Source organism: Sinorhizobium sp. KGO-5 (genome assembly GCF_036245905.1).
In the GTDB taxonomy this organism is placed as follows: Bacteria; Pseudomonadota; Alphaproteobacteria; order Rhizobiales; family Rhizobiaceae; genus Sinorhizobium; species Sinorhizobium meliloti_A.
The window spans coordinates 675,699-696,186 of the sequence record NZ_BDIZ01000002.1 but is presented as its reverse complement, the minus strand read 5'-3'; the positions used below and the strand labels follow the sequence as shown (position 1 = coordinate 696,186).

Annotated in this window: 15 protein-coding genes and 3 pseudogenes; 6 read left to right on the top strand and 12 right to left on the bottom strand. The window is 62.7% G+C overall.

Features of this window, described 5'->3' with window-relative positions; all coding sequences use genetic code 11:
• The first annotated feature begins 15 nt into the window (after window positions 1–15).
• Window positions 16–375: a VOC family protein gene (locus BHD07_RS12575; protein WP_338280468.1), complete on the top strand. Its 360-nt coding sequence runs from the start codon at window positions 16–18 to the stop codon at window positions 373–375.
• A gap of 329 nt (window positions 376–704) precedes the next feature.
• On the opposite strand, the gene BHD07_RS12570 is transcribed toward BHD07_RS12575, so the two are convergent.
• The 9 genes from BHD07_RS12570 to BHD07_RS12530 all read right to left on the bottom strand — a co-directional run bounded on the left by BHD07_RS12570 (window position 705) and on the right by BHD07_RS12530 (window position 10,089).
• Complete coding sequence (locus BHD07_RS12570) at window positions 705–1,676, bottom strand: M20 metallopeptidase family protein (RefSeq protein ID WP_338280938.1); 972 nt, start codon at window positions 1,674–1,676, stop codon at window positions 705–707.
• Entirely contained in the window at window positions 1,643–1,900 is a 258-nt protein-coding gene (locus BHD07_RS12565; RefSeq protein ID WP_338280466.1) for a hypothetical protein, read from the bottom strand. The genes BHD07_RS12570 and BHD07_RS12565 overlap by 34 nt, the downstream gene beginning before the upstream one ends.
• Window positions 1,901–1,972: 72 nt before the next feature.
• Window positions 1,973–2,974 (bottom strand): ABC transporter ATP-binding protein, encoded by a 1,002-nt coding sequence (locus tag BHD07_RS12560; protein ID WP_338280464.1) that lies wholly within the window; start codon window positions 2,972–2,974, stop codon window positions 1,973–1,975.
• On the bottom strand, window positions 2,971–3,951 hold the full coding sequence (locus tag BHD07_RS12555) for an ABC transporter ATP-binding protein (protein ID WP_338280463.1): 981 nt from the start codon (window positions 3,949–3,951) through the stop codon (window positions 2,971–2,973). Before BHD07_RS12555 ends, BHD07_RS12560 begins: the two co-directional genes overlap by 4 nt.
• Window positions 3,948–4,862 (bottom strand): ABC transporter permease, encoded by a 915-nt coding sequence (locus BHD07_RS12550; RefSeq protein WP_324765059.1) that lies wholly within the window; start codon window positions 4,860–4,862, stop codon window positions 3,948–3,950. Before BHD07_RS12550 ends, BHD07_RS12555 begins: the two co-directional genes overlap by 4 nt.
• A 4-nt stretch (window positions 4,863–4,866) precedes the next feature.
• A complete protein-coding gene (locus BHD07_RS12545) occupies window positions 4,867–5,841 on the bottom strand; it encodes an ABC transporter permease (RefSeq protein ID WP_324765058.1) in 975 nt (324 codons plus the stop codon).
• Between the two features lie 147 nt (window positions 5,842–5,988).
• Window positions 5,989–7,599 (bottom strand): gamma-glutamyltransferase, encoded by a 1,611-nt coding sequence (ggt, locus tag BHD07_RS12540; RefSeq protein ID WP_338280460.1) that lies wholly within the window; start codon window positions 7,597–7,599, stop codon window positions 5,989–5,991.
• Complete coding sequence (locus tag BHD07_RS12535) at window positions 7,596–8,450, bottom strand: alpha/beta hydrolase (RefSeq protein WP_338280458.1); 855 nt, start codon at window positions 8,448–8,450, stop codon at window positions 7,596–7,598. The genes ggt and BHD07_RS12535 overlap by 4 nt, the downstream gene beginning before the upstream one ends.
• Window positions 8,451–8,511: 61 nt before the next feature.
• The gene (locus tag BHD07_RS12530; RefSeq protein ID WP_338280456.1) at window positions 8,512–10,089 is read right to left on the bottom strand and encodes an ABC transporter substrate-binding protein; all 1,578 of its coding nucleotides are present in this window, start codon (window positions 10,087–10,089) and stop codon (window positions 8,512–8,514) included.
• A gap of 189 nt (window positions 10,090–10,278) precedes the next feature.
• Between BHD07_RS12530 and BHD07_RS12525 the strand changes: the two genes are divergently transcribed.
• The 5 genes and pseudogenes from BHD07_RS12525 (at window position 10,279) to BHD07_RS12505 (ending at window position 12,728) form a co-directional block, all read left to right on the top strand.
• Complete coding sequence (locus BHD07_RS12525) at window positions 10,279–11,046, top strand: IclR family transcriptional regulator (protein ID WP_338280455.1); 768 nt, start codon at window positions 10,279–10,281, stop codon at window positions 11,044–11,046.
• 52 nt (window positions 11,047–11,098) lie between these two features.
• Window positions 11,099–11,332 (top strand): annotated as a pseudogene (locus tag BHD07_RS12520) (ISL3 family transposase); the annotation flags it as partial.
• Between the two features lie 321 nt (window positions 11,333–11,653).
• The gene (locus tag BHD07_RS12515) at window positions 11,654–11,959 is read left to right on the top strand and encodes a hypothetical protein (protein ID WP_102763017.1); all 306 of its coding nucleotides are present in this window, start codon (window positions 11,654–11,656) and stop codon (window positions 11,957–11,959) included.
• 187 nt (window positions 11,960–12,146) lie between these two features.
• A pseudogene (locus BHD07_RS12510) lies at window positions 12,147–12,290 on the top strand (CopG family transcriptional regulator); the annotation flags it as partial.
• Window positions 12,287–12,728: pseudogene (locus BHD07_RS12505) on the top strand (TA system VapC family ribonuclease toxin). The pseudogenes BHD07_RS12510 and BHD07_RS12505, both read left to right, overlap by 4 nt.
• 552 nt (window positions 12,729–13,280) lie before the next feature.
• On the opposite strand, the gene BHD07_RS12500 reads toward BHD07_RS12505, so the two are convergent.
• Genes BHD07_RS12500 through BHD07_RS12490 form a run of 3 tightly spaced genes read right to left on the bottom strand, consistent with a single transcriptional unit; the run spans window position 13,281 to window position 20,409 of the window.
• Window positions 13,281–14,660 (bottom strand): virulence factor family protein, encoded by a 1,380-nt coding sequence (locus BHD07_RS12500; RefSeq protein WP_338280452.1) that lies wholly within the window; start codon window positions 14,658–14,660, stop codon window positions 13,281–13,283.
• Window positions 14,657–17,266 carry a bifunctional lysylphosphatidylglycerol flippase/synthetase MprF gene (gene mprF / locus BHD07_RS12495; RefSeq protein ID WP_338280450.1) on the bottom strand — a complete coding sequence of 870 codons (2,610 nt, stop codon included), beginning with the start codon at window positions 17,264–17,266 and terminating at the stop codon, window positions 14,657–14,659. Before mprF ends, BHD07_RS12500 begins: the two co-directional genes overlap by 4 nt.
• On the bottom strand, window positions 17,263–20,409 hold the full coding sequence (locus BHD07_RS12490) for an efflux RND transporter permease subunit (RefSeq protein ID WP_338280449.1): 3,147 nt from the start codon (window positions 20,407–20,409) through the stop codon (window positions 17,263–17,265). The genes mprF and BHD07_RS12490 overlap by 4 nt, the downstream gene beginning before the upstream one ends.
• Window positions 20,410–20,488 lie beyond the last annotated feature (79 nt).

The following is a 20,488-nucleotide window of genomic DNA, read 5'->3' as shown; positions in this document are numbered from 1 at the left end:
ATTAAGGAGAATCCCATGCCGAAGGTCGTTGGAATTGGTGGTGTGTTCTTCAGGGCGACGGACCCGGTTGGGCTCGCCGAGTGGTACGAGAAGCATCTTGGGATTGACGACCTGCACAAGTCCGTATGGCTGCAAGAGGCAGGGACAACAATTTTTGGGCCGTTCTCTGAGAATACCGACTATTTTAGACGAGCAGAACAGCAGTGGATGATCAACTTCCGCGTCGATAATCTCGAAGGCCTCATCGCAGAACTGAAGGCAAGCGGGATTGCGGTGGAAACTCGGGCCGAGTGGAACTCAGAAGTCGGCCGCTTTGCGCGCATTCACGATCCCGAAGGCAATCCGGTCGAGCTCTGGGAGCCGACGAAGGAGTGATAGCACACTTATTTTTGCGGCGACTCAGCGGGACGATGGGGGAACTCAGCGGGATGGTTAACGAGCTAATCAGCGCTCTCGGCGCGGTCCAGTCTCTTCCTTCGACCGAGGCTGTGTGAAAACTAGACAGCTAGGTGGAAAATTCTTGTCGGCAGGACGTTATCGCAGCAAGGAGTGAAAATTGGCGACGTCGGAAACGAAACCGCTTTTCAGCAGCGTGATTTCGACCCGTGCGGACTCAAGCCGCCATCTCAGTCCGAAATCACTCCGCCTTAAATTCCGAGGATTACTTGCTCGCCTCGCACGATGAAGCAATCTGGAATGGCTAGTCAGCTCAGAAAATCGACCGCGGTTCGCGCCAGAGCCAGCGTTCCGAAGGCGATCGATCGCTCATCGGGCTGATAGTCCGGATTATGCACCTTGTCCGACCGGCCCGGCTGGGAGGAGCCGACGAGCAGCCGGAACGACGGGACCATTTGCGCAATCAGCGCAAAATCCTCACCTCCCATGCTCGGTTCAAAGTCGAAGGCCACATCGCCGAGCTGCGCATTGATCGCGCTCACGGTGCGCTGGAGCATGCCCGCATCGTTAAAGATGGGCGGTGTGCCGCGTCTATAGGCAAGCTCGCAGCCCGCCCTGAAGCTCAACCCGACGCCCTCGCAGAGCCGGCGCAGACCGGCCTCCGCCGCATCGCGCGCCTCCGGCTGCCGGCTGCGCACGGTTCCCTTCAGTTCGCACCGTTCGGGGATGATGTTGCGGGCCTCGCCGGCATGGATTGAGCCGACTGTCACCACACAGGCGTCGAGCGCCCGCACATCCCGCGACACGATAGTCTGCAACTGGCCGATCAGCTGGGCCGCGATGACGATCGGATCGACGGCGGCATAGGGACGGGCCGCATGACCGCCCTTGCCATGCACAGTGATGTCGAATGAATCGACCGCGGCATTCGCATAGCCGTGCACGATGCCGAACTGGCCGACGGGTATTTCGGGCCGGTTATGCAGGCTCAGGGCCATGTCGACGCCGTCCATCACTCCGTCGGCGATCATTTCCTTGGCGCCGCCGACGGCCTCCTCCGCCGGCTGAAAGATAAGGCGGACGTTGCCCGCCAGCCGGGCCTCCAGGCGCTTCAGCACGGCGCCGACGGCGAGTACCGTCGCGGTGTGGAGATCGTGGCCACAGGCATGCATGCGGTTCGGGATCTTGCTCGCAAAGGCAAGCCCCGTCTCCTCCTGCATCGGCAGGGCGTCCATGTCCGCGCGGATCAGCAGGGTGGGACCGGACCTCTTGCCGCGGATGTGCCCGACGACGCCAGTGCGACCGACACCGGTCTGGTGCTCGATCCCGAGGCTTGCCAGATCTCCGCGACGAGGGCAGCCGTCCGTACCTCCTCGAAGGCGATTTCGGGATATTCGTGGATACGCCTGCGGATACCGATGAAACGCGCCTCGTTTTCATCGACGATCGCCGCAATCAGCGACGCCACGTCATTGATGCCGGAGTGGGAAAGCTTCTCGGCCACGGCTGGACTCCTGCCTCTCGGGTTGAATTTTGTGGATGCGACCGCGTTCTAGTCGAGCGCTTCCGGCGCCGGTCAACCGTTCAGATGACAGGCCGACAGGTGTTTCGGCGCCACTTCTTTGCGGACCGGGACTTCCACGCGACAGCGCTCCATGGCGAACGGACAACGGGGATGGAAATGACAGCCCTTGGGCGGATCGAGCGGGCTGGGAAGTTCGCCTTTCACGGCCTCGAAACGCCGCTTGCCCGTTTCGATGCGGGGAACTTCCGTTAGGAGGGCCTTCGTATAAGGATGGTTTGGACGTCTGAAGACATCCTCGACGGGCGCTTCCTCGACGATCCGGCCAAGATACATGATCGCGACGCGGTCGGAAATGTGCTCCACCACGCCGAGATCATGGCTGACGAAGAGGTAGGTCAGGTCCAGCCGGTCGCGCAGGTCCATGAACAGGTTGATCACCTGAGCCTGTATGGAGACGTCGAGGGCGGCGACGCTTTCGTCGCAGACGAGGAACTTCGGCTGCACGGCCAGCGCCCGCGCGATGTTGACCCGCTGGCGCTGACCGCCCGAGAACTGGTGCGGATAGCGCGTCTTCATGGACGGGTCGAAGCCTGCCAGCGTCAGGTAGTTGTCCACGTAGGAGGCGCGTTCCGCCGCGCTTGCCAGGCCGTGCGTCTTTGGCGCCTCCCAGACGAGCTCCTCGATCGTCATGCGCGGATTGAGGGCGGCCATCGGGTTCTGGAAGATCATCTGCGTGGCGAGGCCGGCCTCCTTTTGCTCGGCGGCGGACATTGCCTCGCGGTCCACTCCCTGCCAGAAGACTTTGCCGTCGGTTGGCGCCGCGACCCCGGCGATGACGCGGCCGAGGGTCGATTTTCCGCAGCCGCTCTCTCCGACGAGGCCGACGACCTCGCCGCTGCGGATGCTCAGGCTGACGCCATCCAGCGCATGAACGACCGGGGCGGGCTTTGCCAGCTTCAGGCTAAGGGCGATCCTCGCGGCAAGGTCCGGCCTAGCGCCGAAACGCTGCGTTATGGTCCTGGCCTCGATCAAGGGGGTCTCGGCAGCCTTCATGATGCTGATACTTTCGTCACGGGATGGATGCAGCGGAAGGATCGGTCGCCCGCAGGTGCCAGCTCCGGCATGACGAGACAGCCCCCGTCCGCCCGCCCGCAGCGCGTGCGGAAGCTGCAGCCCTGCGGAAGGCGGTTGAGGGCTGGCGTCATGCCGTTGATCTGGCGCAAGCGCTCCCCGCGTTCGTTCTGCGACGGAACGGAGGCGATCAGGCCCGCGGTGTAGGGATGGCGGGGATCGTTCAGAACCTCGGCGACGGGGCCGGTCTCCACCAGCCGGCCGGCATACATGACGGCAATGTCGTCGGCCAGCCGCGAAACGATGGCGAGGTCGTGGGTGATCCAGATCACCGCAGTCCCTGCCCCCTCGGTGAGCTTCTGGAACTCTGCGATGATCTGACTCTGGATCGTCACGTCAAGCGCCGTCGTCGGTTCGTCAGCGATGATGAGGTCCGGCCTGTGCAGGAGGGCGATGGCAATGGCCACCCGCTGGCGCATGCCGCCGGAAAACTGGTGGGGATAGGCCGCGAGCCGCTCCTCGGGGCTCGGGATGCCGACAAGGCCCAAGGCGTCCCGGGCGCGCTGCCGGGCGATACCCTTCGACACGCTCTCATGTGCGAGCACGGCCTCGATCATCTGCGTGCCGACCGACAGAACGGGGTTGAGCGTCATCGTGGGGTCCTGGAACACCATCGCGATCCTTTTGCCGCGGAGACGACGCATCTCCTCTTCCGAGTGCCGGCTGATGTCCACTCCGTCGAAGAGGATCTCGCCCGAGGCAATACGGCCGGGCCGCTCCAGAAGCCGGATGATCGAAAAACCGGTAACGGATTTTCCGGAGCCGGACTCGCCCACGAGGCCGAACACGCGGCCGCGTTCAACGGAAAAGGACACATTGTTGACAGCCCGGATGCCGGACCGCCCCTTGCCGCCGCCGAACTCGGTGACCAGGTTGCGTACCTGCAAGAGCGCGGTCATGATGCGTTCCTCGGATTGAGCACGTCGCGGAGGCGATCGCCGACCAGATTGATGGCGACGATGGTGACCAGGAGCGCAATTCCGGGGAAGAAGCTGATCCAGTAGAGGCCCGTCAGCAGATACTGGTACCCGGTCGAGATCAGCATCCCCAGCGAGGGTTCGGTGACGGAGGCGCCGAGACCGAGGAAGGACAGCGTCGCCTCCAGGCCGATGGCGCGCGCCACCTGCATCGTCGCGATCACGATCACGGGGGCAAGACAGTTCGGCAGCAGATGCCGAAAGAGAATGCGCCAGCCCGGCAAGCGGAGCATGCGCGCGGCCTCGATATATTCCTTCTCCCGCTCGACGAGGGCGGTGGCGCGGACGGTGCGGGCATAGGTTGCCCATTCGGCGATGATCAGCGCGATGACGACATTGAGCACGCCCTTGCCGAGGACCGCCAGCATCATCAGAGCCATCAGGATAGTCGGGAACGACAGCTGCAAGTCGACCAGGCGCATGATAACGATTTCCGTCCGCCGTCCCATATAGGCGGCAAACAGCCCCGCCGTCGTTCCGATGATGGCGGCGGCGAAGGCAGAGAGCACGCCGACCAGCAGCGACGTGCGAAGGCCATAGAGGATGCCGGACAGGATGTCGCGGCCCTGACTGTCGGTGCCGAGGTGATAGACCAAGCCGGTCATGGACTCCGAACCCGGCGCCAGGCGCCCGTCCATAATGTCCAACTGCATCAAGTCGTAGGGGTTCTGCGGCGATATCCAGGGCGCAAGGAGCGCCAGGCAACAGATGACGAGGAGGGTGACGAAGCCGATCGCCGCCGCCGGCGAGGCGAAGAAATCGGCTAGGTTCTTGGAAAGGCGGCCGGGTTCCGGAAGCGCTTTGTCCGTCTCTTGCATATTGTGTTCGGCCATGCGTCTAAGCCTTTGAATCCAGCCGGACCCGCGGATCCAGGATGGTGTAACAGACGTCGATGATGAAGTTCAGGACGACGAAGAGGAGAACCATCATCATCAGGTAGGCGACGATGACGGGCCGATCGAGAAGGTTGATCGAGTCGATGATCAGCTTGCCCATGCCCGGCCAGGCGAAGATGCTTTCGGTAACCACCGAAAAGGCGATGAGCGAGCCGAATTCGAGGCCGATGATCGTCACGACGGGGATCATCAGGTTCTTGAGCACGTGTACGGCGATCACCCGGCGCTCGCGCAGACCCTTCGCCCGGGCGAACTTGACATAATCCTGGGGCAGGACCTCCTGCACCCCGGCGCGCGTCAGCCGCAGGATGAGGGACGTCTTGAACAGAGCCAGGTTGAAGGCGGGCAGGAGGAGATGCCTGATCCCCTCGCCGGTCAGAAACGACCATTGCACGCCAAACAGCTCCAGCGTCGGGCCGCGCCCGTTGGTCGGCAGCCAGCCCAGCTCGACCGAGAAGACCATGATCAGCATCAGGCCGACCCAGAATGTCGGCAGTGAAAATCCAAGAATCGAGCCGCTCATGATCAGCTTCGACGAGACCCGGTTCGGGTAGAGACCGGCGTAAAGACCGAGCGGCAGGCCGAAGACGAGCGCGATCGCCAAAGCCGAGATCGCCAGCTCGAGCGTTGCCGGCAGCCGTTCCAGGATGAGCCCCATGGCCGGGCGGCCATAGACGAAGCTGTCGCCGAAATCACCGTGCAGCAGACCTTGCAGGAACAGGACATATTGCCGCCAGAGCGGCTGATCGAGGCCATAATGAGCAATCACACGGGCGCGCTCGGCCTGATTGGCATCGGGGTTGATCAGGATATCCACCGGATTGCCGATCACGTTCACGCCGATGAACACGATCACCGTCATCGCGACGACGACGAACACCGCCTGGATCAACCGCCTGATTATCGATGTGACCATTGCCTTCTCCAGGATCCCGTTTTTACCGCATTGTCCAATGCCGAAGCGGTTTCGCTAAAAGCGGCTTTCCGCCCGCAAGCCGCTCTAACCCAATAGAATCGATCACCCTCATAATTTTAGGTCGATCCGAGCTAAAATCGTCGTTATCTAGGGGACAGAGATCGCCATCCCGTCGCGTTGCGGATCGGCGGCTCCCTTCGAGACGCCGTTTTCGATCCTGATCGCGTGGACCGCCGCGAAGGCGTAGGTCTGGGGCGAGCGGGCCACTTCATACCCTTCCGCGCGCAGTTCGTCCTCGACCGAGTGGCGGATGCGGTTGCAGATGTCGATGGTGTTCGACACGCCAACGATTCGGGGCGCGACGACCGCCTCGAGCACCGGCATGCCGAAGTCGATCATGTTCATCAGGCATTGCGCGACGGCCGGAGCGATATAGCTGCCACCCGGCGCACCGATCACGATGCTGGGTTCTTCGTCCTTGAAGACGATGGTCGGCGCGGCGGAACTCGGCCGGCGCTTTCCGGGAGCGATTGAGCCGGGCTTCCCCGGAACCGGGTTGAAGCGGCTCATGGTGCCGTTATACATGAAGCCGAGGCCGTCCGTGATCGCGCCGGACGGGCTGCCCAGCGTGTGGGTCATGGCGACGGCATTGCCGTCCTTGTCGATAACCGAGATATGGGTCGTATCGCGTTGCGACCGGTCGAGGCGCGCGACATTGGCTCTTTCACCGGCCTTGATCGATGCGGCCAGGGCGGCTGCATGATCGCGCGACAACAGCTTCTCGTATGGCACCTCGACATAGGCGGGATCGCCCATATGGGCGTCCTTGTCGATCGTCATCCGCTTCATGGCCTCGAACAGAACGCGGATGTGCTCGGCGCTGCCGTGCCGTATCGCGCCGACGTCGAACTGTTCCATGATGTGCAGGAGTTCGAGCATCGGGAAGCCGGAACCCGGCGGAGGCGATGTGGCGATGCGGTGTCCGCGATATTCGCCCCAGACGGGCTTCACCCGCGACAGGTCATAACGGGCGAGATCCTGCCGGTCGATCAGGCCGCCATTGGTCTTGAAATCCTCAGCGATCTGCTCGGCGATCTCGCCATGGTAGAAGATGTCGGATCCGCCGCTGCGCGCGATGCGTTCGAGCGTCTGCGCCATATCCGTGTTGACGAGCATTTCCCCGACATTGCGGATATTTCCGTCCTCATGGAAATAGACGCGCCGGCCAGTGGCGGAATAGCGCAGCTTTTCAAACGTGTTGGCGAAGCCGTCGTTCGACTGGTCCTTGGTCCAGTACCAGTGCATGTGGCTGCGGATCATGAAGCCGTCGCGGGCATAGCGGATCGCCGGCGCGATGAGATCCGCCCAGTCGAACGTGCCGTAGTCCCTGAGCGCCGTCTCATAACCCTTGAGGGAACCGGGCGTACAGACCGCAAGGTAGCCGATGTCAGAGACATTGCCTTCCAGCACGAAACCGAAGCCATCCCGGCTCTGATGCTTGATCGCGCCCAGCCACATGTCCGGCGTCGCCTTCAAGGGGGCGCGGGCGTAGAATTCGAGGATCTCGTGCACGCCCTTCTTCGGCATGTGTACATGCATGGAGCCGAAACCGCCGATGCCTGCCATTTGCGGATCGACAACGCCCTGGACGAAGGCGCAGGCGAGCGCGGCGTCGATGGCGTTGCCGCCGCGCTCGAGCACATGAGCACCCGCTTCGACCGCCTCGGGCTGCGGCGCGACAATAGTTGCATTTCTCATCTTGCGCGACGGTCCTTCAATACCTTTGCGAGGAAGGCCTTGACGTGGCCCAGCACCTTGATCCGATCGTGGGAGACGCCCGGCACGCGCTCGAAGCTTACATTCACGCCGGCATCGCGGAACGATTTCGCAAGCGCCGCCAGACGCTCGGGGCGCGTCGCGCCGGCATCGTTCGCGCCCTCCATGTAATACCGCCCGCCGGGCTGGTGGGTGATTTCCCAAGTCTCCAGATCGGCGTCGCCGACGACCATTTGCACCGGGATTTTCGCAAGTTCCTGTTGCTGGAACGGACGGCCGAAACGGGCCTCTAGGTCACGAATGCCGACCCACCAGTCGCGCGTCGGATCGAGAAGCGTAACCGAGCCGGGAGCGCCAATCGACGCGGCCCAGAGCTTTTCCGGATGAAGGATGGCGAAGCGATGGGTGAAATGTCCGCCGCCGGAAAAGCCGAACATGGCGAAGGTCGACCAGTCCTGTCCGTATTTGGTAGCGACTTCCTCGACCATGGCGAGAACGACGCGGTCATAGCGGATTTCGCCTTCCTCGATGAACTTGTAACCGGAGCGCGCGCCGTCGCCGCGCACGCCGACGGGGAAGATCGGACACAGGATGGCGCAATCGTTGTAGAGGCCGAATTCGGCGAAACCGTCGCGGAAGTCGATGGCCGAGGTGCGGCCCGTGCCGTGCACGGCGACCAGAAGGTCGAGTTTGCGGCCATCGGCGGCCGTTGGCGGGACGTAGAGCAGCATATGGAGGCGTGGGTCGACCTGCGACGCGAAAATCGCCGTTTGGCCGTAGTCATAGATCGCCTTCGCCCGGGCATTGGCATCGCCCGTTCCGAGTTCCTGCATGATTGTCTCCTGGAAAGTCAAGAATGGGGGAGCCGCCTCACACGGCTCCCCGGGCCCGCCGTCAATTTGCAGGCTTCACTTCATAGGCGAGCGTGTACTTATCGCCACGCGGCGTGTAGGCGATCGTCTTTCGGGCGCCGAGCACGACGTTTTCGTAGTGCATGGGAAGGATCCAGAGATTGTCGAAGGTCTGTTCCGACAGCTCCTGCAGCAGCGGAACGCGCTCCGCCTCGTCAAGCGTCGAGCTCGCGCGGGCGAGCACCTCGTCGATCTTCGGGTCCGACACACCGCCTCCATTGTAACGCCCGGTTCCCTTCGCCTCGTCGCGTGTGGCGACCAGCGCGACCGTCGGATTGCTCGTCTCGCCGGTGTTGACGCCCCACGAGCCGAGATAAGTGCTGTACTGGCCTTCCGCATAGGCTTCCGAATACATGGCCCAGGGCATTACCTCGACCTTTGACTGGATGCCGATGCGCGTGAACATCTGGCCGACGGCCTGGAGCACCTCGGCATCCTTGACGTAGCGGCCGGAGGGGCCGTGCAACGTCAGGCTGAAGCCGTCCGGATATCCCGCCTCTGCCAGGAGCGCCTTCGCGGCGGCCGGATCATAGGCAACGCTCTCGACCTTGTCGCTATGGCCGGCATAGCCTTCGGCGACGAACTGGTCGGCGACGGTGCCGTTCTTCTGCATGACGCGGTCAACGATGGCAGGGCGATTGATCGACATCAGCATTGCGCGGCGGACTCGGATGTCCTTGAGCGGGTTCTTGCCGAGGTCCGCACCGTCCGTCGCCTTGATAAAGGGCGAAGCATCGCGGCTCACATCCATGCCGAGATAGACGAGGCGCGAGGACTGGCCGTTGATGACCTGGAGATTTTCGCTCGCCTCGACACGCGCCATGCCGTCTGCCGGAAGGGCTTCGATAATGTCGATCTCATTCGACAGAAGCGACGCCAGCCGGGCGCCGTCGTCGGGCAGGAAGCGCAGGGTGACGTTCGACCAGTGCGACGCGCCGGCGAAATAGTTCTCGTTCCGCTTCATCGTCAGGTCGCCGCCCGGCGTATAGGAGACGAAGGAATAGGCCCCCGTCCCGATCGCGCACTTGCCGCTGTCGAAATCCTGAACCGGCGCGTCCGTGCAGTCGGCGCTGATGATGCGGATGCGGCTGACCGAATTGAGGATCAGCGGATCGGGAACCTTTGTCTCGACGATGACGGTGAGCGGGTCCTTGACGCTGACATTCGCGATGTTGCGGGTGTAGGACGCAAAACCTTGGCTCGGCTTGTCGCGGGCCCGCAGCAGCGAGGCGACGACGTCGTCGGCGTCGAACTCACTTCCGTCATGAAACTTCACGCCCTCACGCAGCTTGAATTCCCAGTGCGTGTCATCGAGGGCCTTCCATTCGGTGGCAAGTTCCGGAGCGTTGGCCGACGTGCCCGTCAGGTTGACGAGACTGTCCCAGATATGTCGGGATGTCGCGTTGTTGGGCGCCGAGCTGTCCTCATGCGGATCGAGGGTGGTGGGCGTCGTCGACATGCCGATCGTCAGGGGAGTCTTCTCCTGCGCGGCGGCGAGTGCAGGGATGGCGATCGTGCCGAGCAGAGCGACGGCTGCTCGCGTCAATATGTTTGCGGTCATGTTGCTAGATCCCAGTTGGAGGTTTCCTGCCGGTCTGATGCCAGCCTGACGAGCGGTTCTGAGCCTCTCTTGGAAAAAAGCGTAGGTTTCCCGGACGCCCATTGTCAAACGGAAAACGAGCGTGTTACGCTCCTCGTAACGCTCAGCTGCGGCTCTGAATCCGGCGACCACCTCCGAAGGAAATTCTCCATGAACGATGGGGGAAAACAAGAAATAAGCTCGACTGTTCAATCAGTTGATGTCTGCATCGACGTCCTGCTCGACGTCGCGAAGAATCCGGACTGCCGGCTGGCCGACATCGCCAGGAGCATTGGCGAAACTAAGCCCAGAATCTTGCGAATGTTACGCACAATGGAACGACGAGGGCTGGTCAGGAAGAGTCGTAGCGGGACCTATCGCCTCGGAAACACCGCCATCGTGCTCGGCACGGCCGCGTCAACGCAGGTCGACCTGGTCAGAATCGCAAACCCGATCCTGGAAGAGCTTGGGCAGAAGGTAAATGAAACGACCCAGCTAAGGATCATCGACAACGGCGAGTCGCTCTGCATCGCCAAGTTCGAGCCGACCCGGGATCTTCGGGTGCATGCCATGATCGGAAGGCGCCGACCGCTTCATGCGGGTTCTTACAAGGTCCTACTCGCCTACCTGCCGCCGCAGATCCAGGCACAGATGATTCCCGAAAAGCTCGAACGCTTCACCGCCCGGACCATCACCACCCGCGCAAGGCTGGAGGCGGAGCTGAAACGCGTTCGCGAGGTCGGTCATTGCGTCAGCCGCGGCGAGGTCAGTGATCAGCTTGTGTCGGTATCCGTCCCAGTGCTCGCCTTCGACGGCTCGGTCATCGCTGCCGTGAACATCGCCGCTCCAGCGTTTCGGACACAGGACAGCGACATTTCGCGTTACATTGCCCTACTGAAGAACGCCGCAAGGAAGATATCCGAGGGGCTCGGCTGGTAGAATTGCGACGGCGAGAATCCGTTGACGACCTCACCATGCGATGCGACCGTCCCTTAGCATTGAGCGCTGGCGGTGCACACATGAGAATTGTGACCGACAACGTTCACCGACCCACCGCCGACGATTGCTTCCCTTATGCGCACCGGACGAGGAGGATCTCGGAGATTGTTAGTCTGCTCGGCCATAGCGCCGGCGGAAGTCCTGGCTAGCGTGAATGCGACGGCTGGGCATGCCGGTCAGCGGCGACACGATCCTGCGGCAGCTGAAGCGGGATGCCGCGCTAGCCCACTGCGCTGCATTCCACACGATACATTAGCCGATCTTGGAGACACAAAACCCGAACATACGGAGACCGCTCCCCTCGGCCGAGATCGTCCCTGTTAAACCGCGTTCCCGCGCCCGCGCACCTCGACCGGTTTGCCGCTATTGCATTTGATGTGCTGCGGACCCACGCTACGAAATACCGCCGAGGAGCGATGGTACGCCTCAATTCGGAGCACCAGCCTCGCCGAACAGTGATAGACCATGAGCTGTGCAAAGTGTGAGTTGACCGTTCTAGATGGCGAGGCGACACTTGCGCCCTGCAGCGAGGCAGGAGGAGAAAATAATGGCCGAACCAAACCCCTGGCGACACATGGCAAGCGCGCCGAAAGACGGCAGTCGGATTCTGGTCACGATCCGCCCGTCCGAGCAGGGGGCGGCAGAAGTTGACCTCGTATATTGGTCGAATGGCGATCAGTTCGGTGCAGATGGCTGGCGCGCCTCTGATTCCTCGCCCGGCCGCATCATCGAATACGCCGAGCCGGAATTGAAGTGTTGGATGCCGATGCCCTCGGCTAATCTCGATCGCACCTCGATGCCCTCACCCTGGGAAGGCGAAGACGAGAGAGAGCTCGACGGATCAGGGATTTAAGGATTAGCGCTGCCATGTTGCGGAGACTATACGCAGGGGGTGGCGAGACCCGGTTGAGCTATCCACTTGCTGCCTTAGGGAAAGCAAGGGTGGGCCTCTTGTCCGCACACGTGCCGTTGGACAGCTAGTGACCTGACGTCTTTCCCTTAGACGATCAGAAGTCGGCATCACGCGCCGTCCGGACGTCGTCATTTCCGAACTGGCTAGACGTTCTTTGCGCAGACCGCGCAGCAGCGGCGAGCGCAATGGAATTCCTCTCCTATCACCTCAGCCGGATGCTCCGCCAGTGACGCTCGAGATCGTCAACGCCTTGCGTGACGAACTGCCGTGACTTTCCTGCTCGACGTCAATGTGCTGATTGCCTTAATCGATCCGGGCCATGTTGCCCATGACGATGCGCACGAATGGTTCGCGGCGACGGGTCAGACCGCGTGGGCTACCTGCCCCACTACCGAAAACGGCGTCATCCGGATTGTCGGAACCCCAAATATCCGAATTCTCCCGGTTCACCGTCACTCGTGATGGAGATCGTCGGCAAACTGCGGTCGCTCCCCGGTCACAGTTTTTGGCCGGACGATGTGAGCCTTGTCGGGTCAGGTGATATCGCTCCCACGAAAATCCTAACCTCGGGGCAGGTAACTGACATCTATCTCCTTGCGCTCGCCAAGGCGCGTGGGGGCAACTGGCGACATTCGATCGCAAGCTCTCAGCAGCGGCGGCCACGAGGGGTAAATCTGCCTTGCACCTGATCGCTACAAATAGGTCGTGAGTTCCCGTCGATGCGTTATGCGATCCTTCTGTAACGGGCTTTGCGTCAATCCCTTGTGAGCTTAATCCCTCGCCGAGTGCTTGCTTCTGTCCGCAGTCGGAGCTTTGCCGCCGCTCTATGGGGTCTGCTGAGGACCGGTTGGCCAATCTTTTAGAGGCGCAGTCACCCTCGTGCTGCTGATCGCATAGCGGCCTAACCCATCCATCGTCCCGGGAAGGACCTTGCTCCGGAGGGCTGATGGCTGTGCCCGTCCGAAAGCCTGTCTTGTCGTCTCCTGTCGATCAAGTCGCCAGGGCTGGCGCTGCCTTATGAGCAATGAAGTTGGCTCTGTCCCGGAGCGGGCGATGCAACACCACCGTCAGCTTGCGGGCCAATGCGACGCGCGCCTTTCTGGGACCGGCACGTTTTGCGACCGCCCACGCCCAGCCCCTGACGGCGCGACGCCAAGTCGTCGCCATCAACCTTAAAGGCCACGGCCGTCCCGTCTTGGGGCTAGGTCAAGGCCGCAGCGCACGTCGTCACCGATAAGGGTCATATGTCCGGACGGAGCAGTCACTTCGCGGCCGCGAGGCGCCGGTCGAGTGCGCCGAGGACCCGGCGGGTCAAGCCCGGATAGTCGCCATCGAAGTGGTGACCGCCGTCGATGGGAATCACGTCGATCCCGGAGGTTTTCAGATCCGGGCAAGCATCGTCCTCCTCGTCGGTGCCGTAGATGCACTGGATGAGCGACGGATCGATCGCCTTCACGTCGTTCACGGGGTCGCCGGCGCTCCCCTCGCCTTCAGCACCGAGCCAGCCGAGGACGGAAATCTTGTAGTCGGCCTGGTGCGACAGCGCCATGAGCGTCACCTGGCGCACGCCGGCGCGGGTCGCGGGTGGAAGCAGATTGTAGGTGCGCGGCAGGATATCGGCGCCGAAGGAATATCCGATCAGCAGCACGTTGCGGACATTCCAGCGCTTTCGATAATAGCTGATGATGCGGGTGAGGTCGTCGGCGGTCGCCTGCGGCTGGCGCTCGGACCAGAAATAGCGGAGCGAATCCACCCCGACCACCGGCACACCTTGCTGCTGCAGGGCATTGCCGACCTCCCTGTCGATATCGCGCCAGCCACCATCGCCGGAATAGATCACCGCCATGGTGTCGCGTGACGGTTTCGCGTCGAGGACGGTGAGCGGCAGACCGAACGGGTTGTCTGCTTCGTCGCCCTCCTGCAGATACTCTGAGAGTGCGCCTGACAGGGCGGTATAAGCGTCGTCCTCCGTGTCCGCGGTTTCGATGGCCGGGTGCTTCGCGACGATCGCGGCGACATGTTGGCGCCCCTCGACGGACGCCGAGGGTGTGAACGTGACGCTGACCGGATCCGGCAAGGGTCCGTCGGTCAAGCCATAGACCATGCGGTCACCCCTCGCCGCCTTCTCGGCCGGCGTGCAGAGTTGTTTGGTCAAGGCAATGCCCTCTTCTGGATCGACCGCGAAGGTCTTACCGATCGTCGCGGCGGGAGATTGGGCGGCGATCGCCAGCGCCATGGCGCCGCCGGCGCCGACCCCAGCCACGACCGGCGGTCGATAGGCACCGCTGCCGGCGGCGCGCTGAACCTGCTGGCTCAAGGATTCGATATCCGAGACGGTGTAGATGCAATCTCCGTCGTCTTTGGCGAGCGCTGCCAGATAGGCCTTGAGATCGATGCCGACGACGAGTGCTTTCTCGCCGGAAAGCGAGCGTGCAACAGCATTTTCCTTTTCCGTCCATCCGTCCGCGCCGGAAAGCAGCACGACGATCCCGGATGCGTCCTGCTTCGGGAACAATATGTGCGGCGAAGGGATCATGCCGGTGTCGAATCTCGCCTCTTCGGCCGCTGAGGGGAGACTTGCCGCCGCGGCAATCAGCGCCGCCAGGGCAGCGCCTTTCCAGATTCTCGCCATGCGGGTCATTTCTTGATCACTCCCTTGATGCCGCCGCCGATCAGGAACGTCGCGTCCATGAGCGCGAGGATGGGGTTGAGACCGCCGCTCGCCGCCAGATAGCGCGGCTGCCAGTGTGGGTGGAACTTCGATTTGAAGGCGCGCAGACCTTTGAAGTTGTAGAAACGCTCGCCGTGCTCGTAGAAAGTTCGGCCGGCGCGATCCCAGACCGGCGCCGTGCTGCGGGAGGACATGCCGGAAAGCGGCGCCATGCCGAGATTGAAACGCCGGTAGCCTTGCGCCTTTAGGTATTCCATGAGCTGCGCGAACAGGAAGTCCATCGACCCCTTCGGCGCTTCCAGCGAAAAACGCATGAGGTCGACCGAGCCCTCCTCCCTCGTGCCCGTGAGGAGGATGTTGGCGAAGGCGACGATACGTTCCTGGCACTTAAGGATCGCGACCGGCTGCGTCACGAGGTATTGCGGATCGAAGGCGCCAAGCGAAAAGCCCTTCTCCCGCGTATTGTGATGCGCAAGCCAGGCATCGGAAATGGCAGCGAGTTCCGGCAGGATGGCCGGCACGTCCGCGGGCTCCACCACCGAGAACTCCAGACCATCGCGCTGGCCGCGGCTCACCTGGTGGCGCAGGGTCGCCCATTTGCCGCCCTTCATCTCGAAGCGCGTGAGATCAACCTCTGCAAGCTCACCGAGGCGGAAGGCCCTCAAGCCCGCATCGGCGTAATAGGCAAGCCCGCGCGGCGAAACCTGATAGAAGACGGCCCGGCAGCCATTGGATCGTGCCGTCTCGATGAACTGCCAGATGAGGTCCGGCCAGGCTTCCACCGGACCGACAGGATCGAAAAGCGCGACCCAGGAGCGCCCCCAGCGGCCGTACATGATGAAGGCGCGGCCGTCGACAGAGAACATGATGCTCTTGTCACCCATGCGCACGAGATTGGCGTCGGACATGTCCTGGGCCTCAAGAATGGCGATCGCCCGCTCCATATCCTCGTTGGACGCAGGCGCGATCGCAGTCGCGGCCGGACGCATGAGACTCCAGATCGCCACCGCGCTCGCGCCGATCGTCACCCCAAGCAGCGCGCGAAGACCACGCGGAGCCTCCGCCGAGAATTCGAACTGCCACCAGAGTTCGTGGCTGTATTCGAGGTTGCGATAAACGAAGAGCAGGACGACGAAGGCACCGAGGCAGATGACGCCGAGGGCAGTAAGCCAGGGCAGCGTCAACGCCTGGTCGAAGAGCGAGGCCGGACGAACGAAGACACGGCGGCTCGCGAGCAGACCGACAAGGAAGAAGGCGAGCATGCCGGCTTCTCCGAGCGCTACCGCCTTCACCAATGAAAGCAGGAGCGCCGCGAGCGCGATCAAAATCGCCGCCCACCAGGCGCCATCAAGCCGCAGCGCCAGCCCTCGCGCCACGATGAAGAGCGCCAGCCCGAGCAGGCTCGCGAGGAAATGCGCTCCTTCCACGACTGGAAGAGAGAGATAGTTCGCGAGGAAGGCCAGGTTCGCGTCCGGCGTTGGCGTCACGCTCGACAGCACCAGCATGAGGGAAAGCACCAGTGCGAGCGTGGCAAGCAGAAGCGGCGTCATGCGGCCGCCGGCACGGCGCAGGCTCGACGCGGCAGGATGGCCGGCGAGCTGGCGCAGCTCGATCCCGACGATCACAACGAGCGCGATCAGGAGCGGCAGGACGTGATAGATCAGACGGTAGAGGACCAGCGCGCCGAGGATCGCGTCGACATCGGCCGCATGCCCAAGGGTCGCGACGATCACAGTCTCGAAGACACCAAGCCCCGCAGGCACGTGGCTGAGCACGCCGAGCCCGACGGCAATCGAATAGATTGCAAGAAAAGCCGGCCAGCCGATCGTTCCGCTCGGCAGGAGCACATAGAGAACAGTCGCGGATGAGGCAAGATCGAGCGCCGTCACCAGGAACTGACGCGACGATGTCCTGGAATCCGGCGGGCGCAGGGTAAAGCGACCGATGCTGAACGCATGGCCGCTGCGCCCGGCTATCAGGACCGCGAGCAAGCCGGCGAGCACGACGGCGGCTAGTATGCGCAGCCAGAACGCATCGAGGCCGGTGAGCGGCGCAACGTACTCACCCACGGCAAGCAGGCTCAGACAGGTGACGGCCGCGATGCCCAGCCCGAAGGCGAGCGTCACGAAGGCGATGACGCGGGCAATATCGTCAGGTTCGAGGCCGAGCCGCGAATAGGATCGATATCGAATCGCGCCGCCGCTCAACGGGCCGAAGCCGGCGGTGTTGCCGACCGCATAGGCGCAGGCGGCCGTCAGCGCGACATCGGCATAGGGGAGCTTGCGCCGGATATAGTCGAGAGCGCCGACGTCGTAGAAGGTAAGCGCCAGAAAACTCAGGCCGGTGAACAGGACGGCCGCAGCCACCGAACGCCAGCTCGTATCGCCCAGTGCCGAGACGACATCCTCATATCGCACCTCTGCCGTCAGATGAAAGATCGCGGCTCCGAAGAGCGCGATCACGACCAGCGTGCCGATGGCGGAAAGATAGCGCTGGTTGCGCCTCAGCAACGGCCGCCACCCGGTTCCAGCCATTTGCGCCTGATTTGCTTCAGCCCTGCCTGAGAAAAACGTCATGAATAGTCCTCCCGCTCACCCGTGGCTAACCGCATCGGTCGGGTGACGGTTTGCCTCGCGGTTCGAGCATTGAACAGCCGTTTGATACCGTCGGCGAGCTTCTCCATGTAGAGATAGATCACCGGCGTGACGAAGAGCGTCAGGGGCTGCGAGACGAGCAGCCCGCCCACCACGGCGACCCCGAGCGGTTGGCGCAATTCCGCGCTCGCGCCGCTGCCGAGCGCGATCGGAAGCGTGCCCATGAGGGCTGCGAGCGAGGTCATCATGATCGGCCGGAAGCGCATCAGGCAGGCGCGGTGGATCGCCTCTGCGGCGGGCATGCCAGTGCGCTCGAGCGAGAGCGCCACGTCAATCATCATGATCGCATTCTTCTTCACGATGCCGATCAGCATCAACAGCCCGATTACCGCGATGATCGACAGGTCGAAGCCCGCAAGGTGGATCGCCACCAGCGCTCCCGAGGCTGCCGAAGGCAGGCCTGAAAGGATCGTCAGCGGATGGATGAAGCTCTCGTAGAGAATGCCCAGGACGATATAGATGGTGAGGATCGCTCCGAGGATGAGCAATGCCTGGTTGGACATCGCATTCTGGAAGAGCTGCGCCGTGCCGTAAAAGCGGGTTGTCACCTCCGACGGCATGCCGATCTCCGCCTTCAGGCGGCCGATCTCGTCGACGCTGTCGCCGAGCGCCACGCCGGCGGGCAGGTTGTAGGAGATGGTGACGGCCGGCAATTGCCCGAGCTGGTTGACGGTGAGGGGCCCGGGAGACGTGTCGATGCGCGCAAATGCGCCGAGCGGCACCAGCGTGTTGGCGGCGGTGGGCACCTGTAGTTCGGCAAGCGCGGCCGCAGACCAGTTCTTCGCCGGATCAAGCTCCATGATAACCTCGTAGCTGTCGCCCGAGGTGTAGATCGTCGAGATCTGCTCGGAGCCGAAGCCGCTATAAAGCGTCGAGCGCAGTACGTCCGCCGTGATCCCGAGTGCGGCGGCCTTGTCGCGGTCGATCACGAGCTCTGCCTGCGGCGCATTGTTCTGCAGATCGGAGTTGACATCGGTGAAGAAGGCACGGTCCTCGCGCATCGCATCGGTCAGCTTGTCCGCCCATTCGTTCATCAAGCCCTGATCGAGACTCTGGACGACGAGCTGATATTGGCTGGCGGAGCTGCGCGCACCGACGGAAAGATTCTGGACCGGCGTGATGTAGCTCCTGATGCCTGCGATCTCAGAAAGTTTCGAACGCAAATCCGAAAGGATCTTGGGTAATGCCGGCCGCTCGCTCTTCGGCTTCAATTCGACGAAGAGCCTTCCGGAATTCAGCGCCGACGAGCCGCCGTTGCCGACCGAACTTGCCACATGGGCGACATAAGGCGAGCGAGCGAATACGTCTTCGACCTTGGCCTGCAATGCCGACATCGCCGTAAAGGAAATATCCGGTCGGGCCTGCGTCGTCACCTGAAGCTGACCGATATCCTCCTGCGGGAAGAAGCCCTTCGGAATCGTCCTCACCTGGTGGATCGTCAGACCGATGGTGGCGAAGAAGAGGATGAGGACGGCGAAGCGGTGGCGCATGCAGAGCTTCAAGAGGCGATCATATCCGCGGAGAAGCGTCTCGAAACCGCGTTCGAGCAGCCCATCGAGACCACGTCTTTCATTGTCACGCGCTGGCGCCTCCGGCAAACGTGCCGCGAGCATCGGCGTCAGCGTCAGGGAGACGAATGCGGAGGCGAGGATCGCGATCGTGACGACCACCGCGAACTCGTTGAAGATCCGGCCGATGACGCCGCCCATCAGGAGGACCGGAATGAACACCGCCACAAGCGACAGCGAAATCGCGATGATGGTGAAGCCGATCTCCCGCGAGGCCGAGATCGCCGCTTCGAAGGCGCCCTTTCCCTTCTCCTCCATATGCCGGACGATGTTTTCCAACATGACGATGGCGTCGTCGACCACGAGGCCGACGGAGAGGGTCAGCGCCATAAGCGAGATATTGTCGACGGAGAAGCCAAAGAGGTACATCACCGCGAAAGTGGCGATGATCGAAATCGGCACCGCAAAGGCCGGGATGAGCGTTGCCCAAAGCCGACGGACGAAGAGGAAGATCACGAGGATCACCAGCCCGATCGTGATCGCGAGGGTGAATTCCACATCGTCGACGGCGCCGCGTATAGATTGCGAGCGGTCGTTCAGCATTTCCAGCGACGCCCCCGCTGGTAGCGACTGGCGGAAGGACGGCAGCATCGCCTTCACCTTGTCGACCACGGCCACCGTATTCGCGTCCGGCTGACGCTGGACGGCGAGGATGATCGCGCGCGAGCCGTCATGCCAGCTTGCGGTCTGAGTGTTCGCGACCGAATCGATGACCTTGGTCACGTCGCCGAGCCGAACGATCTTGCCACCCGCGCTCTTTATGATCAGCTTGGAAAAGGCGGCGGCATTGTCGAGTTGCGTGTCGGCGATGATCGTCATCTGCCGCCCGGTCGACTGGATAGTGCCGAGCGGCGAGTTGTCGTTTGCCGCCGCGACGGCCGCTTTCAGTGCGTTAAGCGAGATGCCGCGGGCGGCGAGCGCGTTCGGATCGATCTCGATGCGGACGGCAAATTGCTGGCTGCCGAAGATCGAGACTTCTGCGACGCCGTCGAGCGTCGACAGCGCCGGCGAGATCACCTGCTGCGCCAGCGCGTCGAGTTTGGTGAGAGGCACGGTATCGCTCTTCAATGCCAGAAGCAGCACTGGCGCATCGGCCGGATTGACTTTGCGGAAGCTTGGCGGCGAGGGCATGTCCTGCGGCAGCGTTCGCAACGTGCGGGTGATGGCTGCCTGGACGTCGGCGGCAGCGGCGTCGATATCGCGGCTAAGTTCGAACTGGATGGAGATCGAGGTGGAACCGAGGGCGTTCGTCGTCGAGATGCTGTCGATTCCCGCGATCGTGTTGAACTGCTTGATGAGCGGCGTCGCGACCGACGTCGCCATCGTCTCGGGGGAAGCGCCCGGCAAGGTGGCGGAGACGTTGATCACCGGAAAATCGGTCCGCGGCAGCGCCGCGACCGGGAGCACCGTATAAGCAAAGAAGCCTGCCGCCACGAGTGCCAGGGACATCAGCAGCGTGGCGACCGGGCGGCGAATGCAGAATTCGGAGATGGACATGACCGTTTTCCGTCTCTTGCCGGCGAAGCCTCGCTTCGACCGAGCCTTAAATCTCTGAAGCGGGCGGGGACGCCGCGGA